Source organism: Caulobacter segnis (genome assembly GCF_003243465.1).
GTDB lineage: Bacteria > Pseudomonadota > Alphaproteobacteria > Caulobacterales > Caulobacteraceae > Caulobacter > Caulobacter segnis_A.
On sequence record NZ_QFQZ01000027.1, the window covers coordinates 32,994 to 51,189 of the forward strand.

Consider the following 18,196-nt stretch of genomic DNA (forward strand, 5'->3'; position numbering starts at 1 on the left):
CCCCCGCCCAGGTTGATGCTCAAGCTACAACCGCCTGGGCGCGAACTTCCAGGTGCACGCCGGTCTTTTCCTGCAGCACGCCGATCACCCCGAACAGATTGTCGGCGGTGGGGTTACCCTTGGGGCCGAACATCCGCATCAGGCTCTTGGGCGGGGTCTTGGTGGTCTCGGCCAAGGCGTCAAAGCCGATGGTGGCGTTGATGTAGTCGCGCAACACCGAGCGGCCGCCGTCGGTGTCGCCCTCCAGCAGGCACTGCACCGCCTCCTGAAACAGGGCCTGGCGAAAGGCCAGATCGCGTTCGGCGCGGGCGCGAACGGTCGCCTTGAAATCGCGGGTCAGGGCCATGAGTCTCTCCAGGGTCTTCTACTTGTTCTTCTTCTTTTTCTTCGTCGTATCGGGGCCGGCGACGAGGGCCGCCTTCCGCGCCTTGTAGTCACGCCAGCACGCCAGGGCCGCGTCGATGTCGCGTTGCTGGCGCTGCTTGGTTCCGCCGCCCAGCAGGATCACCAGGGTCTTGCCGTCCCAGCCGAAATAGATCCGGTAGCCGGGTCCCCGGTCGATCTTGATCTCCGCCGCGCCCTCGCCAATCGGCTCGACGCGCGAGGTGTTGCCGTCGGCCAGTCGCGTCAGCGCCACGGTGATGATCGCCGCCGCCGTCGAATCCAGCCCATCGAACCAGGCGCCGAACGGACTGCGTTGGGCGCTGTCCTGATATTCTTCGATCCGGATCAATTGGTGCCGTTTGCGTTACCAAATGTCAAGCGCGATGACGAGCGGTCAGGGGGGGCGGAATGGCGTTCAGTTCGGGAAAGTGCTCGGCGAAGGCCGCGCGGACCGGCGCCCAGAGCGCGGCGTCGAGCCGCCACTTGCAGTGGACGGTGTTCACCACGGCGTAGCCCGCGGCGGACAGGCCCTCGGCCAGGGCCTTTTCCATGGCCCCGACGATGTCGCGCCGGGGCGTGTGCGCCGCCATCAGCGCCGCGCGGGTCGCGCCGTCCGCCTTGGCGACCTCGTCATAGAGCGGGCCGTGGCTGACCAGGTGGAAGTCGCAGGCCTCCAGGGGCAGGCCGCGCTTTTCGAGATGCCTGCGCAGGGCGTTCTGGGTGGCGACCGAGCCCAGATGCTGGCCCATGCGGGTATAGGGCGCGCTGGCGTGCGGGCTGGAATTGTCGCCGGTGCGCCCGACGTACAGCAGCTCGCCCGCCGGCGTCTCGACCCGCCACACATACAGCCAGAACCCCCGGCGCAGCATCGGGCCGGGCAGGGTCAGGACGTGGGTGGCGGGCGCCATGGCTCAGAGCTCTCCCCGGAACGCGCGGTGCTGGAGCGAGGCGAAGAGGGCGTCGAGGTGGGCGAGCTGGATATCTCCGGCGCTGCGGTTGAGTTGAACTTCTTTGTAAAACTCAGCGAAGTTGTCTTGCTCCCGCTTCGGAGGGACCAAGACGGGGAATTTCTTCAGGTCACCGAGGTTAATCCCCTGGACGGCGATCCCTCGAGTCCTTTCAGCCATCCATCTCTTGCTAAGCGGATGTTCCATTAAAGCGCGGACAAAAATCGGATTTGCGCCAACAATAGCTAAGCGCGCGGTATCTTGTGTGATGTTGGCTCCGGCGGCCTCCGGGGGCACGAGCGCCATTCTGCCGACATGGCCCCGAATACTCATCAACACATCTCCAGTGCGCAACGTGGAGCGCCGGTATTGATGTGCGATTTCTGGACTCGTGCAGCGCAGCTGATCAGTAAGTACTCGCCCGTCTTTGATATCCACAACGCGCACATAAGGCACGCCGTTGGGTAGGTCGGGTCCCGGTTTCAGAATGCCGTAAGTTATTGGCCTGCTGGGGTCTATCAGTGACGCAAGCTCCACTGCCGGGTGCAGGAGCTTGGTTCCAATGGGATCGCCGAACATCGCTTGGAATTTTGCACTCACCAGTGCCGCTATACGCGACGCGTGGTCCCGCCGCTTGCGGCGCAGGGCGTCGGCTTGGTCGAGGATCGCCGCGATCCGCCGCTGTTCGTCGAGCGGCGGGAGGGGGATTTGGACGCGGGAAACAACGGCCTTCGAAACCTCCTTAAAGGTTGCGCCATTTCCCAGGCCTTCAAGAAAGCGCCTGTTAGCCTTGAGCCACCAGTAAAGGTACCCGGCCGTTACAAGCGTCGTGTTAGGAATGAAGCTCTTGAAACCTTGGTTCGTGGCCATGGGCGCGGTTGTTATCGCAACGTGACCGATAGGCGCCCTGGAGCTGAACAGAACGGAACCGGTAGGCAGCACCTCCGCGGCGCAGCTTTTGAGACCGACTTCAGTGATCTTGCGCGGGGTCTGGCTGATGTAGATCGAGTCTAGGTCGCTAAGATCCTTAGGTGTCGCCCAGTTGATCTCGCCATCCCAGTTTTCAGTGACGGAAGTCGACGGTGTCGCGCCGCCGACGACGCGGGTGCATTCATCGAGGCGCACAGTAGGCCAGCTCACCCCACCATCTCCTCAAGCTTCGCCAGGCCCTCGGCGATCTCGGCCTCCAGGCGCTTGAGGTCGGCGATGATCTCGGCCGGGCTCTGGTGCTCGACGGCCTCGTGGACGGTTTCCTTGTAGCGGTTGATCGACAGGTCATAGGCCCCGTCGGCGGCGATGGCGGCCTTGTCGACCGTAAAGCTCTGGGCGGTGCGCGAGCGCTCGCGCTCGGCGCCGTCGCGCTGGCTCCAGCGCGCCAGGACGTCGGGCAGGTTGTTCTTGTCGTGCTCGGCCTCGGTCAACGGGGTCCTGGGCGCGACGCCCAGCCGGTCTTCGGCCAGCAGGGGCTGGCGCTTGTCGTCCAGCGACCAGCCGTCGGCCTTCATGTCGTAGAACCAGACCTTGTCGGTGCCGCCGACGCCGGTCTTGGTGAAGATCAGGATGGCGGTCGAGACCCCGGCATAGGGCCGGAACACGCCCGACGGCAGCGAGATCACCGCGTCCAGCTTGTGGTCCTCGACGATCATCCGGCGCAGTTCCTTGTGCGCCTTGGACGAGCCGAACAGCACCCCGTCGGGCACGATCACCGCCGCCCGCCCGCCGGTCTTCAGCAGGCGCAGGAACAGGGCCAGGAACAGCAGCTCGGTCTTGCGGGTCTTGACCACCCGCTGCAGGTCGACGGCGGTCTGCTCGTAGTCCAGCGAGCCGGCGAACGGCGGGTTGGCGAGGATCAGGTCGTAGCGGTCCTTCTCGCCGGCGATGTCCTCGGACAGGGCGTCGCGGGCCTCGATCACCGGGCTGTCGACCCCGTGCAGGATCATGTTCATCGAGCCGATCCGCAGCATGGTCGGGTCGAAGTCGAAGCCGTGGAACGCCTTGGTCTGGAAGTGCTCGCGCAGATCCTTGTCGCGGAAGATTTCCGGGTGATGAGCGCGTAGATACTCGCCCGCCCCGACCAGGAAGCCGCAGGTGCCGGCGGCGGGGTCGCAGATGACTTCCCTGGGCTTGGGCTGCATCAGGGCCACCATCAGGTTGATGATGTGGCGCGGCGTGCGGAACTGGCCGTTCTGGCCGGCGCTGGCGATCTTGCCCAGCATGTACTCGTAGACGTCGCCCTTGGTGTCGCGATTGTCCATCGGCACCCGGTCGAGCTTGTCGACGACCTTCGCCAGCAGCGCCGGCGTCGGGATGGCGAACCGCGCCTCCTTCATGTGCTGGGACACCGCGCTCTCGGCGGCGACCTTCTCGCGGATGAACGGGAAGACGTGGCGGTCGACGATGCGGAACATCTCGCGCGCCTCCATCGCCTTGAACCGCGACCAGCGCAGGTTGTCGTAGGGCTCGCCGTCGTCGTCGACGCCTTCGGGGAAGATGCGTCGGGAAATAGGCTGCTTGGTCGCCTGGGCCTTCAGCTCCTCGACGGTCTGCAGCTCGTCCAGGCGGCGGATGAACAGCAGATAGGTCAGCTGCTCCATCACGCTCAGCGGGTTCGAAACCCCGCCCGACCAGAAGTCATTCCAGATTCCGTCGATCTGGTTCCGGATATCGCCGACCAGCATGAGACGCTCCCCCGCACTAAACCCTTGGCGCCGGCCAGCGCCAAGGCCTCTTCTCCAGGTGGTAAAGCAGAGCTTCGCCCACGGAAAGCGCCACCGTACCCGTTGGCCGGTCTTGCGTCCGGGCCACGGCGTCCTGTTGGCGGGTCGAGAGCGCCGGGTCAATTCCGGACCGTCTTTCCGCGCGCTTCCCGCCATGACGGGAAGGATTGTCGTCGCGATGCGCTATCGTCAGGCGCTGAGCGTTGCGGGGTGGCCGCCGGCTCGGAACCTGCGCCGGCGCGCGCCCGTTTCTTGCGGGCAAGGAGACGCCCATGCCAGACATCGTCGACGACGAAACCGCGCTCGAAGAAGTGATCGCCTTCCTGGACGCGCCGCCGCAGGCCGGTTCGGCGGAGGACGAGCGGTTCGCCTCGCGCCTGCGTCAGGTGATCGCCGCTTCGATTCCCGCCGCCGAGGACGACGATCCCGAGGACGCGCCGACGCTACGGCTGGACGACGACCTGCGCGACCGGCTCGAGGCGCTGGCCAAGGCGCGGGCCAGCCACAACTATTTCGGCGAGCATCCCGACGGCATCGGGCCGACCCTGGGCATGGACGTGTCCAAGGCCTAAAGCGCGGTCGGCTTGAGGGTGAGCGGTTGAGCCGCTCGCCCTAATCGTCCCAGCCCTTGCGCTTCTTTTTCTTGCCGATGGCGAAGAGGCCCGGATAGGGGCCCTTGCCGACCCTGTAGAGGCACCATTCGTCGTCCTTCTTGCAGTCGCCGTCGAAGGCGGCCTTCTTGTCGGGATCGATGGCGGCGTACATCGGGGCGGTCAGGGCGCGTTTGCCGTCGGCCTCGGCGCAGGCGAGCTTCTCGGCCCGCGTCAGGGCGGCGACCTTCTCGTGGCGGCAGCCGAGGCTGTCGCGCAGGCTCTTGCGGGTCTCGTCGCTTTCCTCGACCAGCCTGCGGGCGGTGAAGCCCGGCGGGGCGACGATGGCGGGCGGACCCGCAGGCGTTTCCTTGGGAGAGGGCTGGCTGGCGGAAGGCGCCGTTGCGAAGCGCGTCGTCTGAACCTTTCGCAAGGGTGACGGCTTAGGCTTCGCCGGCTCAGCCGGGGTCGCGGCGGGCGCCTCGACCAGCTGCGCCTCGATGATCGGCGGCTCGACCAGGACCGGCAACCAGCGGGAGCCGGCCACCAGGGCCAGCAGCACGAAGGCGTGAGCGCCGAGGACCAGGCCCAAAGCGACAAGGTTGCGCCGCAGCGCCTTCCGTGAGGGCGCGCGCCAGGTTCCAATGGCGATCGCCGTACTCATGGTGTCTCCAGGCGCTGCGGCGCCGGATCTGCCTAGGCCCGCCATGCGGCGCAAGCGTGGCCTTATGCGACAACAAAAAGGCCCGGCGTCGCCGCCGGGCCTTTCCGTGTTTCAGGTCTGAGGCTCAGCCTTACGCCGCGGCCTTCGCCTTGGCGCCGAAGCGGCCGTAGAAGGTCTCGCCCTTCTCGGCCATCTCGCGCAGCAGGGCCGGCGGGGCGAACCGCTTGCCGTACTTCTGGGCCAGGCCGTCGCAGGTCTCGACGAAGGCCTTGGCGCCGACGGCGTCGATCAGGCTGATCGGGCCGCCGGTCCAGGGCGCGAAGCCCCAGCCCAGGATCGCGCCGACATCGGCTTCGCGCGGGTCGGTGATGACGCCTTCCTCGAAGCAGCGGGCGGCTTCGACGGCCTGGCGGTACAGCAGCCGGGTGCGGATCTCCTGGATCAGCGCCTGGTCGGCCTCGGCGATCTTCACCGGAGCCAGGTCCGACAGGCCCTTCCACAGGGTCTTGGGGCCATTCTCCGGATAGTCGTAGAAGCCCTTGCCGTTCTTGCGGCCGAAGCGCTGCAGCTCGACCACCATCTTCTCGATGATCGGGGCGAACGGACGATCCTCGAACTTGTCGCCGAGGTCCTTCTTGGTCTGCTGGGTGACCTTGTAGCCAAGGTCCAGAGCGACATCGTCGTTCATCTCCAGCGGACCGCGCGGCATGCCCGTGGCGCGACCGACATTGTCGATGATGGCCGGCGCGATGCCGTCGGCCAGCATCTCAAGGCCTTCCTGCACGAAGGTGCCGAAGCAGCGGCTGGTGTAGAAGCCGCGGCTGTCGTTGACGACGATCGGCGTCTTCTTGATCTTCAGGACGTAGTCGATCGACTTGGCCAGGGCCTCGTCGGACGTCTCCTCGCCCATGATGATCTCGACGAGACCCATCTTGTCGACCGGCGAGAAGAAGTGGATGCCGATGAAGTTCTTCGGACGCACCGAGGCCTTCGACAGGCCGGTGATCGGCAGGGTCGAGGTGTTGGAGCCGAAGATGGCGGTCTCGGCCAGCTGGGCCTCGGCCTTCTTGGTGACGTCGGCCTTGATCTCGCGGTTCTCGAACACCGCCTCGATGACGAGGTCGCTGCCCTTGACGTGATCGTAGTCGGTGGTCGGGGTGATCAGGCTGAGGACCTTGTCGGCCTTCTCCTGGGTCATCTTCCCGCGCGAGACGGCCTTCTTCAGCAGGCCCTCGGCGTAGGCCTTGCCCTTTTCGGCGGCCTCTTGGCTCTGGTCGATCAGGACCGTCTCGATGCCGGCCATGGCTTGGACATAGGCGATGCCCGCGCCCATCATGCCCGCGCCCAGAACGGCGACCTTCTTGGCCTCCGACGGCGGGACATTGGCCGGACGGCCCGAACCCTTGCCCAGCTCCTGAAGGGACAGGAACAGGGTGCGGATCATGCCCTTGGCCTGGGGCGACATCATTGTCTTCAGGAAATAGCGGGTCTCGATGCGGATGGCCGCGTCGAACGGCACCTGCGTGCCCTCATAGACCGCCTTCAGGATGTTCAGCTGGGCCGGGTAGTTGCCGTAGGTCTGCTTGCGCAGCATGGCGTTGCCCATGACGAAGACCTGGCTGCCGGTCGGGGTGTAGGGACCGCCGCCGGGCAGCTTGAAGTCCTTCTTGTCCCACGGTGCGACGGGATCGCCCTTGGTCTTGACCCAGGTCTTGGCCGCCTCGACTTCCGAGCCCGGGGCGACCACCTCGTGGACGACCTTCAGGGCGAGAGCCTCCTGCGGCTTCATCGACTTGCCTTCCAGCAGGTACGGCGCGGCGGCCATCACGCCCATCAGGCGCGGCAGGCGCTGGGTGCCGCCGGCGCCTGGCAGCAGGCCGACCTTGGCTTCCGGCAAGGCGAGCTGGGTCTTCGGATTGTCGCCGACCACGCGGTAGTGGCAGGCCAGGCAGATCTCGAGACCGCCGCCCATGGCCAGGCCGTTGATCGCCGCCGCGACCGGCTTGCCGCAGGTCTCCAGGGCGCGGAAGGCCTTGTTCAGGGCGAAGCCGGCGTCGAACGCCGCCTTCAGGCCGGCTTCACCGCCGGCCGAGCCGCCGCCCAGACCGCCATTGCCGCCCAGTTCACCCAGGTCCGCGCCGGCGCAGAAGCCGCTGGCCTTGCCCGAGGTGATGACCGCGCCCTTGATGGCCTCGTCGGTCTTGATGCGTTCGACGATCTCGCCGATTTCCTTGATGACCGAAGCGGTCAGGGTGTTCATCGAGCGGCCGGGCACGTCGAAGGTGACGAGGGCCACGCCGTCGGAATCGACCTCGATCTTGAAGTTTTCCATGTTCGTTTCTCCATCTCCTCCCCTTTCGGGGGAGGTGGTCCGGAGGACCGGAGGGGGCAGCGCGGCCTATGCCGAGTAGGCACCCTCAGTCGCTCCGCGACAGCTCCCCCAGCGGGGGAGCATAGGTTTCCGTTAGACGCGTTCGATGACGGTGGCGGTGCCCATTCCGGCGCCGACGCACAGGGTGATCAGGGCGGTTTCCTTGTCCGAGCGCTCCAGCTCGTCGAGGACGGTGCCCAGGATCATCGCGCCGGTGGCACCCAGCGGGTGGCCCATGGCGATGGCGCCGCCGTTCACGTTCATCTTGTCGTGCGGAATATCCAGCGCCTGCATCATGCGCAGCACGACCGAGGCGAAGGCTTCGTTCAGTTCGTAGAGGTCGATGTCGCCGACCTCCATGCCCAGTTTCTTGAGCAGCTTCTCGGTGACCAGCGCCGGGCCGGTCAGCATGATCGAGGGCTCCGAGCCGATGGAGGCCGCACCCTTGATCTTGGCGCGAGCCTTCAGGCCAAGCGCCTCGCCCATTTCCTTGGTGCCGATCAGCACGCCCGCGGCGCCGTCCACGATGCCCGAGCTGTTGCCGGCGTGGTGGACGTGGTTGACGCGCTCGACCTGCGGATAGCGTTGGGTGACGACGGCGTCGAAGGCCATTTCACCCATGCCGGTGAACGAGGGGTTCAGCGACGCCAGGGTCTGCATGGTGGTCGAACCGCGGACGGTCTCGTCATGATCGAGGATGGTCAGGCCCAGCTGGTCCTTCACCGGGATCACCGACTTCTTGAATCGACCGTCGGCCCACGAGGCGGCGGCGCGCTTCTGGCTTTCGACCGCGTAGGCGTCGACGTCGTCGCGGCTGAAGCCATACATCGTGGCGATCAGGTCGGCCGAGACGCCTTGCGGGGCGAAATAGGTCTTGAAGGCCGAGGACGGATCGGTCGGCCAGGCGCCGCCGTCGCTGCCCATCGGCACCCGGCTCATGCTCTCGACGCCGCCGCCGATCGCGAGGCCGGCCTCGCCCGAGGCGACCTTGGCCGCGGCCATGTTCACGGCTTCCAGGCCCGAGGCGCAGAAGCGGTTGATCTGCACGCCGGCGACGCTCTCGGCGTAGTCGGCGGTCAAGACGGCGGTGCGGGCGATGTCGGAGCCTTGCTCGCCGACCGGGGCGACGCACCCCAGGACGACGTCGTCGACCTTGCTAGTGTCGAGGCCATTGCGGTCGCGCAGGGCTTCCAGGACCTGGGTGGACAGGGACAGGGCGGTGATCTCGTGCAGAGACCCGTCCTTCTTGCCCTTGCCGCGCGGCGTGCGCACGGCGTCGAAGATGTAAGCGTCAGCCATGGAATGGCTCCTTCCTGCGAAGCGTTGTTCGTGTTGTTCGCGCGCCCTTTTGGACGGGGCGCGTCGTTAGGGTTTCCAGTTGCCGATCGGGTACTTGCCGATCGGCTCGCACTTGAGGCCTCGGGCCGAGACCTTGGCGCGGTAGTAGAGGCGCGAGCCGAACTCTGGCGGCGGCAGCGTGCAGGCCGTGAAGCCCGAGGTGGTCACCTCCAGCTTCCACTCGGCGACCTTGGAGCGCAGCAGGGTGCTGCAGATGTCCTGGCCGGCCGGCTGCAGCGGCAGCTTGAAGGCGCCGGGCTGCGGGCTCTTGCCGACCAGTTCGCCGGAGAAGGTGAGGGAGCGGGGGCTCTGGACGGCGCGCACGCAGACCACGGCCGAGCGGGCGTCATTGGCTGGTGGGGCGGCGGCCGGGCCCGCGAGCAGGGCGATCAGGGGAAGCGCGATCACAGGGTCCTCGCGATCAGCAGTTTCATGATCTCGTTGGTGCCGCCGTAGATGCGCTGGATGCGGCTGTCCTTGTACATGCGCGCGATCGGGTACTCGTTCATGAAGCCATAGCCGCCGAACAGCTGCAGGCAGCGGTCGACGATCTTGTTCTCCAGGTCGCTGACCCAGTACTTGGCCATCGAGGCGGTGGCGGCGTCGAGCTTGCCGGCCAGGTGCTGCTCGATGCAGTGGTTGACGAAGACGCGGGCCACGGTCGCCTCGGTCTTGCATTCGGCCAGGACGAACTGGGTGTTCTGGAAGTCGATGATCGCCTTGCCGAACGCCTTACGGTCCTTGACGTAGGCGATGGTCAGCTCCAGCGCCCGCTCGATGGTGGCCATGCCCTGGACGGCGATGTTCAGCCGCTCCTGCGGCAGCTGGCCCATCAGCTGGAAGAAGCCTTGGCCTTCGTCGGTTCCGAGCAGGTTCTCGGTCGGGATCTTCACGTCGTTGAAGAACAGTTCCGAGGTGTCCTGGGCCTCCTGGCCCAGCTTGTCGAGGTTGCGGCCGCGCTCGAAGCCCTCGACCTCGTCGGTCTCGACGATCAGCAAGCTGGTGCCGCGCGCGCCGGCCGTGGGGTCCGTCTTGGCGACGACGATGATGAAGTTGGCCGTCTGGCCGTTGGTGATGAAGGTCTTGGAGCCGTTGATGACGTAGTGGTTGCCGACCTTCCGGGCGGTGGTCTTCACCCCCTGAAGGTCGGACCCGGCGCCGGGCTCGGTCATGGCGATGGCGCCGACCAGTTCGCCGGTCGCCATCTTGGGAAGCCAGCGGCGCTTCTGCTCATCCGTCCCGTAGTGGACGACATAGGGCATGATGATCGCGTTGTGCAGGCTGATGCCGAAGCCGTCGACGCCCTTCAGGCCCAGCTGCTCCATCAGCACGACCTCGTGCCGGTAATCGCCGCCGGCGCCGCCGTATTCCTCAGGGGTGGAGAGGCCGAGCAAGCCCGCCTCTCCCGCCTTGGTCCACATGTCGCGGTCGACGCAGTGGTTCTTGCGCCACTTGGAGACGGTCTCTTCGGGGGCGTGCTCGTCGAAGAATTTGCCGACCGCGTCCTCGAAGATCGCGATGTCTTCCTCGGCCATGAAGGCCGGCTTTTCAACGTTGAGCACGCTCATGATCAGAAAGCCTCCGCAGGCAGCGCCATCAGGGTCGCCGAACCGGTTTTCAGCTTGGCCAGATGCGACGCAGCGTCAGGCAAGATGCGTTCGATGAAATATCGGCCGGTCGTCAGCTTGGTCGTGAAGAACGGGTCCGACGAGCCGGCGGCGATCTTGGCCTGGGCGGCCTTGGCCATCAGCGCCCACATGTACGCCAGGCCCGTCAGGCCGAAGAGGTGCATGTAGTCGGTCGAGGCCGCGCCGGCGTTGTCGGGGTTCTGCAGGCCGTTCTGCATCAGCCACATGGTGCCGTCCTGCAGTTGGCCCTTTGCGGCGGCCAGGGCCTCGATGAACGGCTTGATCGCCTCGTCGGCGTCGTTCTCGCCGATGAACTGATCGATTTCCTGGAAGAAGGTCATGACCGCGCGGCCGCCCTTGGCCGCCAGCTTGCGGCCGACCAGGTCCAGGGCCTGCACGCCGTTGGTGCCCTCGTAGATCAGGGCGATGCGGCAGTCGCGCATGAACTGGCTGACCGGGAAGTGCTCGGTGAAGCCGCTGCCGCCGTGCACCTGCACCGCGTTGGAGCAGACCTGGAAGCCCTTGTCGGTCAGATAGCCCTTCAGAACCGGCGTCATCAGGCTCATGTAGTCGGCCGACTTCTCGCGGACCTTCTCGTCCGGGTGGACGTGCGAGAGGTCGCCGTGCAGAGCGGTCCAGAACAGGAAGGCGCGGCCGCCCTCGATCAGGGCCTTGCTCTCCAGCAGCATGCGGCGGACGTCCGGATGGACGATGATCGGATCGGCGGGCCCGTCGGCGTTCTTCGGGCCCGTCAGCGAGCGGCCTTGCAGGCGGTCCTTGGCGAAGGCGACGGCGGCCTGGTAGGCGGCCTCGCCCTGGGCCACGCCCTGCATGCCGACGCCGAGACGCGCCTCGTTCATCATCACGAACATGATCTTCAGGCCGGCGTTCTCCTCGCCGATCAGGTAGCCGACGGCGTCGTCATACTGCATCACGCAGGTGGCGTTGCCGTGGATGCCCATCTTCTCTTCGAGACCGACGCACTTGACGCCCTCGTTGCGCGGACCGACCGAGCCGTCAGCGTTGGGCATGAACTTCGGCACGATGAACAGGCTGATGCCCTTCACCCCGGCCGGGGCGCCTTCGATGCGGGCGAGGACGAGGTGGACGATGTTGTCCGACATGTCGTGCTCGCCGGCCGAGATCCAGATCTTCTGGCCGGTGATGCGATAGCTGCCGTCGGCCTGCGGGACCGCCTTGGTGCGCAGCAAGCCGAGGTCCGTGCCGCAGTGCGGCTCGGTCAGGTTCATGGTGCCGGTCCATTCGCCGGTCACCATCTTGGGCAGATAGGTCTCTTTCTGCTCGTCCGTGCCGCCGAAGTGGATGGCCGAATAGGCGCCGTGTGCCAGGCCCGGATACATCGAGAAGGCCATGTTGGCCGAGCTCGACATCTCGCTGAAGGCCAGGTTCACGACATAGGGCAGGCCCTGGCCGCCATAGGCCGGATCGGAGCCGATCGCGGTCCAGCCGCCCTCGCACAGCTGCTTGTAGGCGTCCTTGAAGCCGGGCGGGGTGGTGACGGTGTTGGTGGCCGGATCCAGATGGCAGCCGTTCTTGTCGCCGACCGTGTTCAGCGGGGCCAGGACCTCGCCCGTGAACTGGGCGGCCGCGTCCAGGATCTGCTCGACGACGTCGAACGGCGCGTCGGAGAAGCCGGGCAGGTCGCCGTGCTGATCGATATTGAGCACGTCGCGCAGGATGAAGGCGTGATCGCGAACGGGCGGCTGGTAGGTCATGAAGCGGTCCTGGCTAGGATCGGGGAGGGAAGGGGGCTGGGCCCGCCCTCCGAACGCAGGGCGTCCGGAGACGGCGCCGCCGGGCTTACTTGCCCAGCATGGCCTCGGCGTGACCGTCCAGGCGGGCGCGCAGCACCTGCTCGTAGTCGGCCGCGCGGGGCAGCAGGTCGGGGCGGATTTCGGCGAGGCGCTTTTCGAGCCGATCGCAGGCCTCGCGCAGCTCGACCAGGGCGTTGTCGATGTCGTCGCGCTGCTGCTCCAGCGCATTGGCGCGTTCGCGGAACTTCTTCAGCGAGCGGGCCATCTGGGCCGCGCCCTGGTCGTTCTCATCATAGAGGTCCAGCAGTTCGCGGATTTCCGACAGCGACAGGCCCACGCGCTTGCCGCGCAGGATCAGCTGCAGGCGGACGCGATCCTTGTGGGAATAGACGCGGTTCAGGCCCTCGCGCGCGGGGTTTAGCAGGCCCTTGTCCTCGTAGAAGCGCAGGGCCCGCGGCGTGGCTTTGAATTCGTTGCAGAGCTGGCGGATCGTGAAAGTCCGCTCGGGGCGACGCAGGTCGGCCATGGTTTAAACCTCCCAATGAAGAGGGCCTGGCTACCGCGGCCGGGCCGCTTAGTTATCGACGATCACCCTAAACCCGATATCGGGCGACCGTCAACGCTTACGTAAACGTCAATCTACGCGGCGAGCGTAGGTTTACTTTCCTAGGGTTGGCGGCGTATTTTCGGGATCGAAGGCCACGACCGTCAAAGGAGACGCCTGATGGCGACCCTCTCTCACGGCGAAATCTGGCGGGCCATCGACGCCCTGGCCGAGCGCTTCGACATGACGCCGTCCGCCATGGCCCGGATGGCGGGTCTCGACCCCACCAGCTTCAACCGCTCCAAGCGCGGCTCGACGGAGGCCGACGGCCGCGCGCGCTGGCCCTCAACCGAGAGTCTCGCCAAGCTGCTCGAGGCGACGGGGGTCAATTTCTCGGAATTCGCCGCCCTGACCGAGCAGTCGGCAAGCGCGGGGGGCAAGCGCGGCGCGCCGCTGATCGGCCTGGCCCAGGCGGGGCAGGAGGGCTTCTTCGACGCGGCGGGCCTGCCCGTGGGGACGGGCTGGGACGAGGTCGCCGCGCCGGATCTCGGCGCGGGCCTGTTCGCCCTGGAAATCTCGGGAGACGCCCTGACGCCGGTCTATCGCGACGGCGACCGCCTCTTGGTCTCGCCCACGGTCGAGCCGCGCAAGGGGGATCGCGTCGTGGCGCGGACCCATGCCGGCGAGGTCCTGGTGCGGGAGCTGGGCCGGGTCACGGCCAGGACGATCGAGCTCCTGGCGCTGGGGCGCGAGGGCGAGCGCCTGCTGTCGCGGGACGAGGTCGCCTGGATCGCGCGGATTGTCTGGGCCAGCCAGTAGCCGGCCCGATCCAACCTAGATTACGTGCGCGGGCAGTCGCCGTGGGTGTCGATCAGCCACGCGATCAGCGGGCCGGCTGCCGGGTCGGCGCACGACACGTCGACGCGGTACGACTGCCAGGTGTCGTTGTGCGCGGCCTCGACCTGGGCGTCGGGGAACTGCTGAACGATGCCGCCGAGCAGAGAATCGAACTTCTGTCGATCGGTCGGGCGAAGGGTGAACGAAGCCATGATCTGACCTTGAAGACTGTCCTAGTCCTGATGATCGGACCTTAGACTCGGAAAGGTGGTCAGACCCTTAATACCGAATTCAGGTCTCGTTCATCTGCCGGGCAAGGTGTCGCAGGGCCATTCCGCCGCACCAATACCTAGCCCAACTTTTCCTCGATCAGCGCCACCGTCCGGTCGATCCCGAAGATCGCCGCGAACGAGCCAAAGCGCGGGCCCTGGCTCTGGCCCAGCAGCACTTCGTAGAGCGCCTGGAACCAGGCGCGCAGCGGGTCGAAGCCGTGCGCCTTGCCCACCTCGAACACCTCGTTCTGGATCAGCTCGGCGTCCTGCGTCCCGGCCGGCATGGCCTTCAGCTTGGCCAGCAGGTCCAGCATCGCCGCGCGTTCCTGGTCGCTGGGCGCGCGGAACACCTTCGAGGGCTTCACGAAGTCCTCGTAGTAGTTGATCGCGTAGCCGGCCAGGCGATCCAGCAGCGGCTGGCTTTCCGGCGTCGCGCCCGGAATGTAGCGCGACAGGAAGCCCCAGAGGATCTCCTTGGTCGAGGCGTCAGCGGCCGAGACCAGGTTCAGCATCAGGCTGAACGACACCGGCGAGCCGTGCTGCGGCGGACGGCCCGTGTGGATGTGCCAGACGGGGTTGTCCAGCTGCTTGGCAGGCTCCTGGCGCGGATAGGCGTCCAGCTGCTGCAGGTATTCGTCCGTCGCCTTAGGGATGACGTCGAAATAGAGCTTCTTGGCCGACTTGGGGCTCTGGAACATGTAGTACGACAGGCTCTCGGGCGCGCCGTACCGCAGCCAGTCTTCCATGGAGAGGCCGTTGCCCTTGGACTTGGAGATCTTCTGGTTGTTCTCGTCCAGGAAGAGCTCGTAGTTGAAGCCTTCCGGCGGAACCCCGCCCAGCGCCTTGCAGATCGCGCCTGAGGCCTTGACCGAGTCTATCAGGTCCTTGCCCGACATCTCGTAGTCGACGCCCAGAGCGGTCCAGCGCATCGCCCAGTCGGGCTTCCACTGCATCTTCACGTGGCCGCCGGTGACCGGGACCTCGACATTGCGGCCGTCCTCGTCCTGGAAGACAATCGTTCCCTTCTCGACGTTGCGCTCCAGGGTCGGGACCTGCAGCACCCGGCCGGTGGTCGGGCTGATCGGCAGGAACGGCGAATAGGTCGCGCGGCGCTCTTCGCCCAGGGTCGGCAGCATGACCTTCTGGATCGCGTCGAAGCGCTCCAGGGCGGTCAGAAGGGTCGCGTCGAACATCCCGCCCTTGTAGCAAGCGGTCGAGGACACGAACTCGTACTCGAAGCCGAAGCTGTCGAGGAAAGCGCGCAGGCGGGCGTTGTTGTGGGCGCCGAAGCTGTCGTGGGTGCCGAACGGGTCGCGGACGACGGTCAGGGGCTTGCCCAGGTCCTCGATCAGCGGCTGCTTGTTCTCGATGTTCTCGGGAACCTTGCGCAGGCCGTCCATGTCGTCGCTGAAGGCGATCAGGCGGGTCGGGATGGCCTCGTCGGTCAGGGCGCGGAAGGCGCTTCGGACCATCGTGGTGCGCGCGACCTCGCCGAAGGTGCCCAGGTGCGGCAGGCCCGACGGACCATAGCCGGTCTCGAAGATCACGGCCTTGGAGAGGGCCGGATAGGCTTTCACCGCCTCGTCGGTCTTGCCCGCGTCGATCAGGGCCTTGGCGGCTTCCTGGTCGGCGCGATCGGGGAGGCGCACGCGCAGGACGCGGGCGATCGTGGCGCGCGCCTGCTCGAAGGGCCAGGAGCGGGCGTCGCGGGCGAGGGGGGAGAGGCCTTCAAACATGCGGGGCGGTATAAGCGCTGACGCGGCGAAGGGCTAGGGTGGCGCCGATATTCAAAACGGCAAACAACCCCGCCTTCCTGGGCCCTGTGCCCAGGACCCATCGTTCCGCAGCCGCAGAGGTTGACCGGTGTCCCGGAGCGTTCAGCCTCGGCTCGCCTCAAGGTCCGGGCCTGCCGCAAGCCTGGGTCCTGGGCACAAGGCCCAGGAAGGCGAGCTATAGGTTTCAAATTCAGGGCTGAGTTTCGAACCCGACCTCGTGCGGATCAGCCCTTCAGCGCCCCCGCCACCACCTCGCGCGCCTCGGCCTGGACCTGCTTCAGGTGATCCGGGCCCAGGAACGACTCCGCATAGACCTTGTAGACGTCCTCGGTGCCCGAGGGGCGCGCCGCGAACCAGGCGTTCTGGGTGCACACCTTTAGGCCGCCGATCGCCTCGCCGTTGCCGGGGGCGGCGGTGAGGATGTCGGTGATGGCCTCGCCGGCCAGGGTTTTGGCCGAGACGTCGCTGGGGCTGAGTTTGGCGAGGCGCGCCTTCTCCTCGCGGCTGGCCGGGGCGTCGACGCGGGCATAGGCCGGCGCGCCGTACGTCTCGGTCAGGCCGGCGTAGAGCTGGCTGGCGCTCTTGCCCGTCACCGCCTGGGTCTCGGCGGCCAGCAGGGCCAGGGTGATGCCGTCCTTGTCGGTGCTCCAGACGCCGCCGTCATGGCGCAGGAACGAGGCGCCGGCCGACTCCTCGCCGCCGAAGCCGACCGAGCCGTCCAAGAGGCCCGGCACGAAATACTTGAAGCCGACCGGCACTTCGAGCAGGCGACGGCCAAGGCCGGCGACCACGCGATCGATCATCGAGGACGAGACCAGCGTCTTGCCGACGGCCGTGTCCGCGCCCCAGCCCGGGCGGTGGCTGAACAGGTAAGAGATCGCCGCGGCCAGGTAGTGGTTGGGGTTCATCAGCCCGCCGTCGGGCGTGACGATGCCGTGGCGGTCGGCGTCGGCGTCGTTGCCGGTCGCGACGTCATAGGCAGCGCCGCCCTTCATGATCCCGATCAGGTTGGCCATGGCGCTGGAGGACGAGCAGTCCATGCGGATCTTGCCGTCGGTGTCGAGCGGCATGAACGCCCAGCGCGGGTCGACGGCGTCGTTGACCACCGTCAGGTCCAGGCCGTGGCGCTCGGCGATCGCGCCCCAATAGGCGACGGCCGCGCCGCCCAGCGGGTCGGCGCCGATCCGCACCTTGGCCGCGCGGATCGCGGCGATGTCGATCACCGCCGGCAGGTCGTCGACATAGCGACCGAGGAAATCATAGCTTCCAACGGCCTTGCGGGCGGTCTCGAACGGAACGCGCTTCACGCCAGCCAAACCTTGCGCGAGCAGTTCGTTGGCCCGGGCGGCGATGGCCGAGGTGGCGTCCGAACCGGCCGGACCGCCGGACGGCGGATTGTACTTGATGCCGCCGTCGCGCGGCGGATTGTGCGAGGGCGTCAGCAGCAGGCCGTCGGCTTGCGCGCCGCCTTGGCGGTTGTGGGTCAGGATGGCGTGCGACACCGCCGGGGTCGGGGTGAAGCCGTCGCGGGAGTCGACCAGCGTCTCGACCCCGTTGCCGGCCAGGACTTCCAGCACCGAGCGCCAGGCGGGTTCGGACAGGCCGTGGGTGTCGCGGCCGACGAACAGGGGGCCGGTCACGCCCTGGGCGGCGCGGTATTCGACGACCGCCTGGGTGATCGCCAGGATGTGGGCCTCGTTGAACCCGCCGTCCAGGCTCGAGCCTCGGTGACCCGACGTGCCGAACACGACCTTCTGGGCAGGATTGGAGACGTCCGGCTGGATCTCGAAATAGGCCCCGATCAGGGCGTCGAGATCGACAAGATCTTCGGGAAGAGCGCGAAGTCCGGCGCGGTCGTGCATCAAGTCACCTGATCGAGTTTGGGCTTATCGATAAGCGCAAAGTCCTAAAGGGCGCGGGAGACAATTTCACGAACTATCTGCCGGGTTCGCCAGCTCTTGCGCAAAGGTCGGCCAACGCCGCAGGCCCCTACCTGACCACGGAGGGGCGTGAGCCCAAATCCTCCCCCTCGCAGGGGAGGTGTCCGCGCAGCGGACGGAGGGGGAAGTCTTGCTGACCCTGCCTCTTCCCCCTCCGTCGTCTCTTCGAGCCGACACCTCCCCCGCCAGGGGGAGGATTTTTACGAGCGTTCGCGGCGCTCTATGATCCGCGTATCCAGAATCGAAGCGAACGATTTCAAGCACTTCTCACTTTTACACGCCGCTGGATCATCCGCGTCTAAACCGCCGCCATACTCTTCCTTACCCGATGGCGCGGAAGGGACGTCCGGCCGGCGATCGTGACGGCTGTCGGGGGTGGTCGAGCGGGAAGCGCTCGCCGGTCTTCTTTCGGGA

18 protein-coding genes and 1 pseudogene are annotated in these 18,196 nt (G+C 66.7%); 3 read left to right on the top strand and 16 right to left on the bottom strand.

The genetic code is table 11. From position 1 onward, the window contains the following. Positions 1–19 precede the first annotated feature (19 nt). From DI526_RS10560 to DI526_RS10580, 5 genes are read right to left on the bottom strand one after another with little or no spacing between them, the layout of a single operon-like run. Positions 20–346: a DNA-binding protein gene (locus DI526_RS10560; protein ID WP_304277382.1), complete on the bottom strand. Its 327-nt coding sequence runs from the start codon at positions 344–346 to the stop codon at positions 20–22. Positions 347–364: 18 nt separating this feature from the next. Next, a complete protein-coding gene (locus DI526_RS10565) occupies positions 365–733 on the bottom strand; it encodes a type II toxin-antitoxin system RelE/ParE family toxin (RefSeq protein ID WP_304277384.1) in 369 nt (122 codons plus the stop codon). A 25-nt stretch (positions 734–758) separates the two neighbouring features. After that, entirely contained in the window at positions 759–1,292 is a 534-nt protein-coding gene (locus DI526_RS10570) for a hypothetical protein (protein WP_304277386.1), read from the bottom strand. A 3-nt stretch (positions 1,293–1,295) separates the two neighbouring features. After that, a complete protein-coding gene (locus tag DI526_RS10575) occupies positions 1,296–2,471 on the bottom strand; it encodes a restriction endonuclease subunit S (protein WP_304277388.1) in 1,176 nt (391 codons plus the stop codon). After that, the gene (locus DI526_RS10580) at positions 2,468–4,009 is read right to left on the bottom strand and encodes a class I SAM-dependent DNA methyltransferase (protein ID WP_304277390.1); all 1,542 of its coding nucleotides are present in this window, start codon (positions 4,007–4,009) and stop codon (positions 2,468–2,470) included. The genes DI526_RS10575 and DI526_RS10580 overlap by 4 nt, the downstream gene beginning before the upstream one ends. Before the next feature lie 311 nt (positions 4,010–4,320). Between DI526_RS10580 and DI526_RS10585 the strand changes: the two genes are divergently transcribed. Beyond that, on the top strand, positions 4,321–4,620 hold the full coding sequence (locus tag DI526_RS10585; protein WP_304277392.1) for a hypothetical protein: 300 nt from the start codon (positions 4,321–4,323) through the stop codon (positions 4,618–4,620). 40 nt (positions 4,621–4,660) lie between these two features. On the opposite strand, the gene DI526_RS10590 is transcribed toward DI526_RS10585, so the two are convergent. The 7 genes from DI526_RS10590 to DI526_RS10620 all read right to left on the bottom strand — a co-directional run bounded on the left by DI526_RS10590 (position 4,661) and on the right by DI526_RS10620 (position 12,940). Then, complete coding sequence (locus DI526_RS10590) at positions 4,661–5,302, bottom strand: hypothetical protein (RefSeq protein ID WP_304277394.1); 642 nt, start codon at positions 5,300–5,302, stop codon at positions 4,661–4,663. A gap of 130 nt (positions 5,303–5,432) precedes the next feature. Further along, a complete protein-coding gene (locus tag DI526_RS10595; protein ID WP_304277396.1) occupies positions 5,433–7,634 on the bottom strand; it encodes a 3-hydroxyacyl-CoA dehydrogenase NAD-binding domain-containing protein in 2,202 nt (733 codons plus the stop codon). 132 nt (positions 7,635–7,766) lie between these two features. Further along, positions 7,767–8,972, bottom strand: coding sequence for an acetyl-CoA C-acetyltransferase (locus DI526_RS10600; RefSeq protein WP_304277398.1), 1,206 nt, complete (start codon positions 8,970–8,972; stop codon positions 7,767–7,769). A 66-nt stretch (positions 8,973–9,038) separates the two neighbouring features. Then, positions 9,039–9,419: a hypothetical protein gene (locus DI526_RS10605; protein ID WP_304277399.1), complete on the bottom strand. Its 381-nt coding sequence runs from the start codon at positions 9,417–9,419 to the stop codon at positions 9,039–9,041. Next, entirely contained in the window at positions 9,416–10,579 is a 1,164-nt protein-coding gene (locus DI526_RS10610; protein WP_304277400.1) for an acyl-CoA dehydrogenase family protein, read from the bottom strand. Before DI526_RS10610 ends, DI526_RS10605 begins: the two co-directional genes overlap by 4 nt. 2 nt (positions 10,580–10,581) lie before the next feature. Next, entirely contained in the window at positions 10,582–12,375 is a 1,794-nt protein-coding gene (locus DI526_RS10615) for an acyl-CoA dehydrogenase C-terminal domain-containing protein (protein ID WP_304277403.1), read from the bottom strand. A gap of 85 nt (positions 12,376–12,460) precedes the next feature. Beyond that, the gene (locus DI526_RS10620; RefSeq protein ID WP_304277405.1) at positions 12,461–12,940 is read right to left on the bottom strand and encodes a MerR family DNA-binding transcriptional regulator; all 480 of its coding nucleotides are present in this window, start codon (positions 12,938–12,940) and stop codon (positions 12,461–12,463) included. A gap of 198 nt (positions 12,941–13,138) precedes the next feature. Here DI526_RS10620 and DI526_RS10625 point away from each other — a divergent pair, with 198 nt between their 5' ends. Further along, on the top strand, positions 13,139–13,777 hold the full coding sequence (locus tag DI526_RS10625; protein WP_304277407.1) for a helix-turn-helix transcriptional regulator: 639 nt from the start codon (positions 13,139–13,141) through the stop codon (positions 13,775–13,777). Between the two features lie 20 nt (positions 13,778–13,797). Here DI526_RS10625 and DI526_RS10630 read toward each other — a convergent pair whose 3' ends face one another. The 3 genes from DI526_RS10630 to pgm all read right to left on the bottom strand — a co-directional run bounded on the left by DI526_RS10630 (position 13,798) and on the right by pgm (position 17,707). Further along, positions 13,798–14,007, bottom strand: a complete 210-nt coding sequence (locus DI526_RS10630; protein ID WP_304277409.1) for a hypothetical protein — start codon at positions 14,005–14,007, stop codon at positions 13,798–13,800. Between the two features lie 137 nt (positions 14,008–14,144). Then, positions 14,145–15,803 (bottom strand): lysine--tRNA ligase, encoded by a 1,659-nt coding sequence (locus DI526_RS10635; protein WP_304277411.1) that lies wholly within the window; start codon positions 15,801–15,803, stop codon positions 14,145–14,147. A 263-nt stretch (positions 15,804–16,066) separates the two neighbouring features. After that, positions 16,067–17,707, bottom strand: coding sequence for a phosphoglucomutase (alpha-D-glucose-1,6-bisphosphate-dependent) (pgm, locus tag DI526_RS10640; protein ID WP_304277413.1), 1,641 nt, complete (start codon positions 17,705–17,707; stop codon positions 16,067–16,069). A gap of 153 nt (positions 17,708–17,860) precedes the next feature. Here pgm and DI526_RS10645 point away from each other — a divergent pair. Continuing rightward, positions 17,861–17,981 (top strand): annotated as a pseudogene (locus DI526_RS10645) (hypothetical protein); the annotation flags it as partial. Between the two features lies 1 nt (position 17,982). Here the strand turns inward: DI526_RS10645 and DI526_RS10650 are convergent. Then, positions 17,983–18,196, bottom strand: a 214-nt coding sequence (locus DI526_RS10650) for a hypothetical protein (protein WP_304277417.1), incomplete at its 5' end; no start/stop codon positions are given.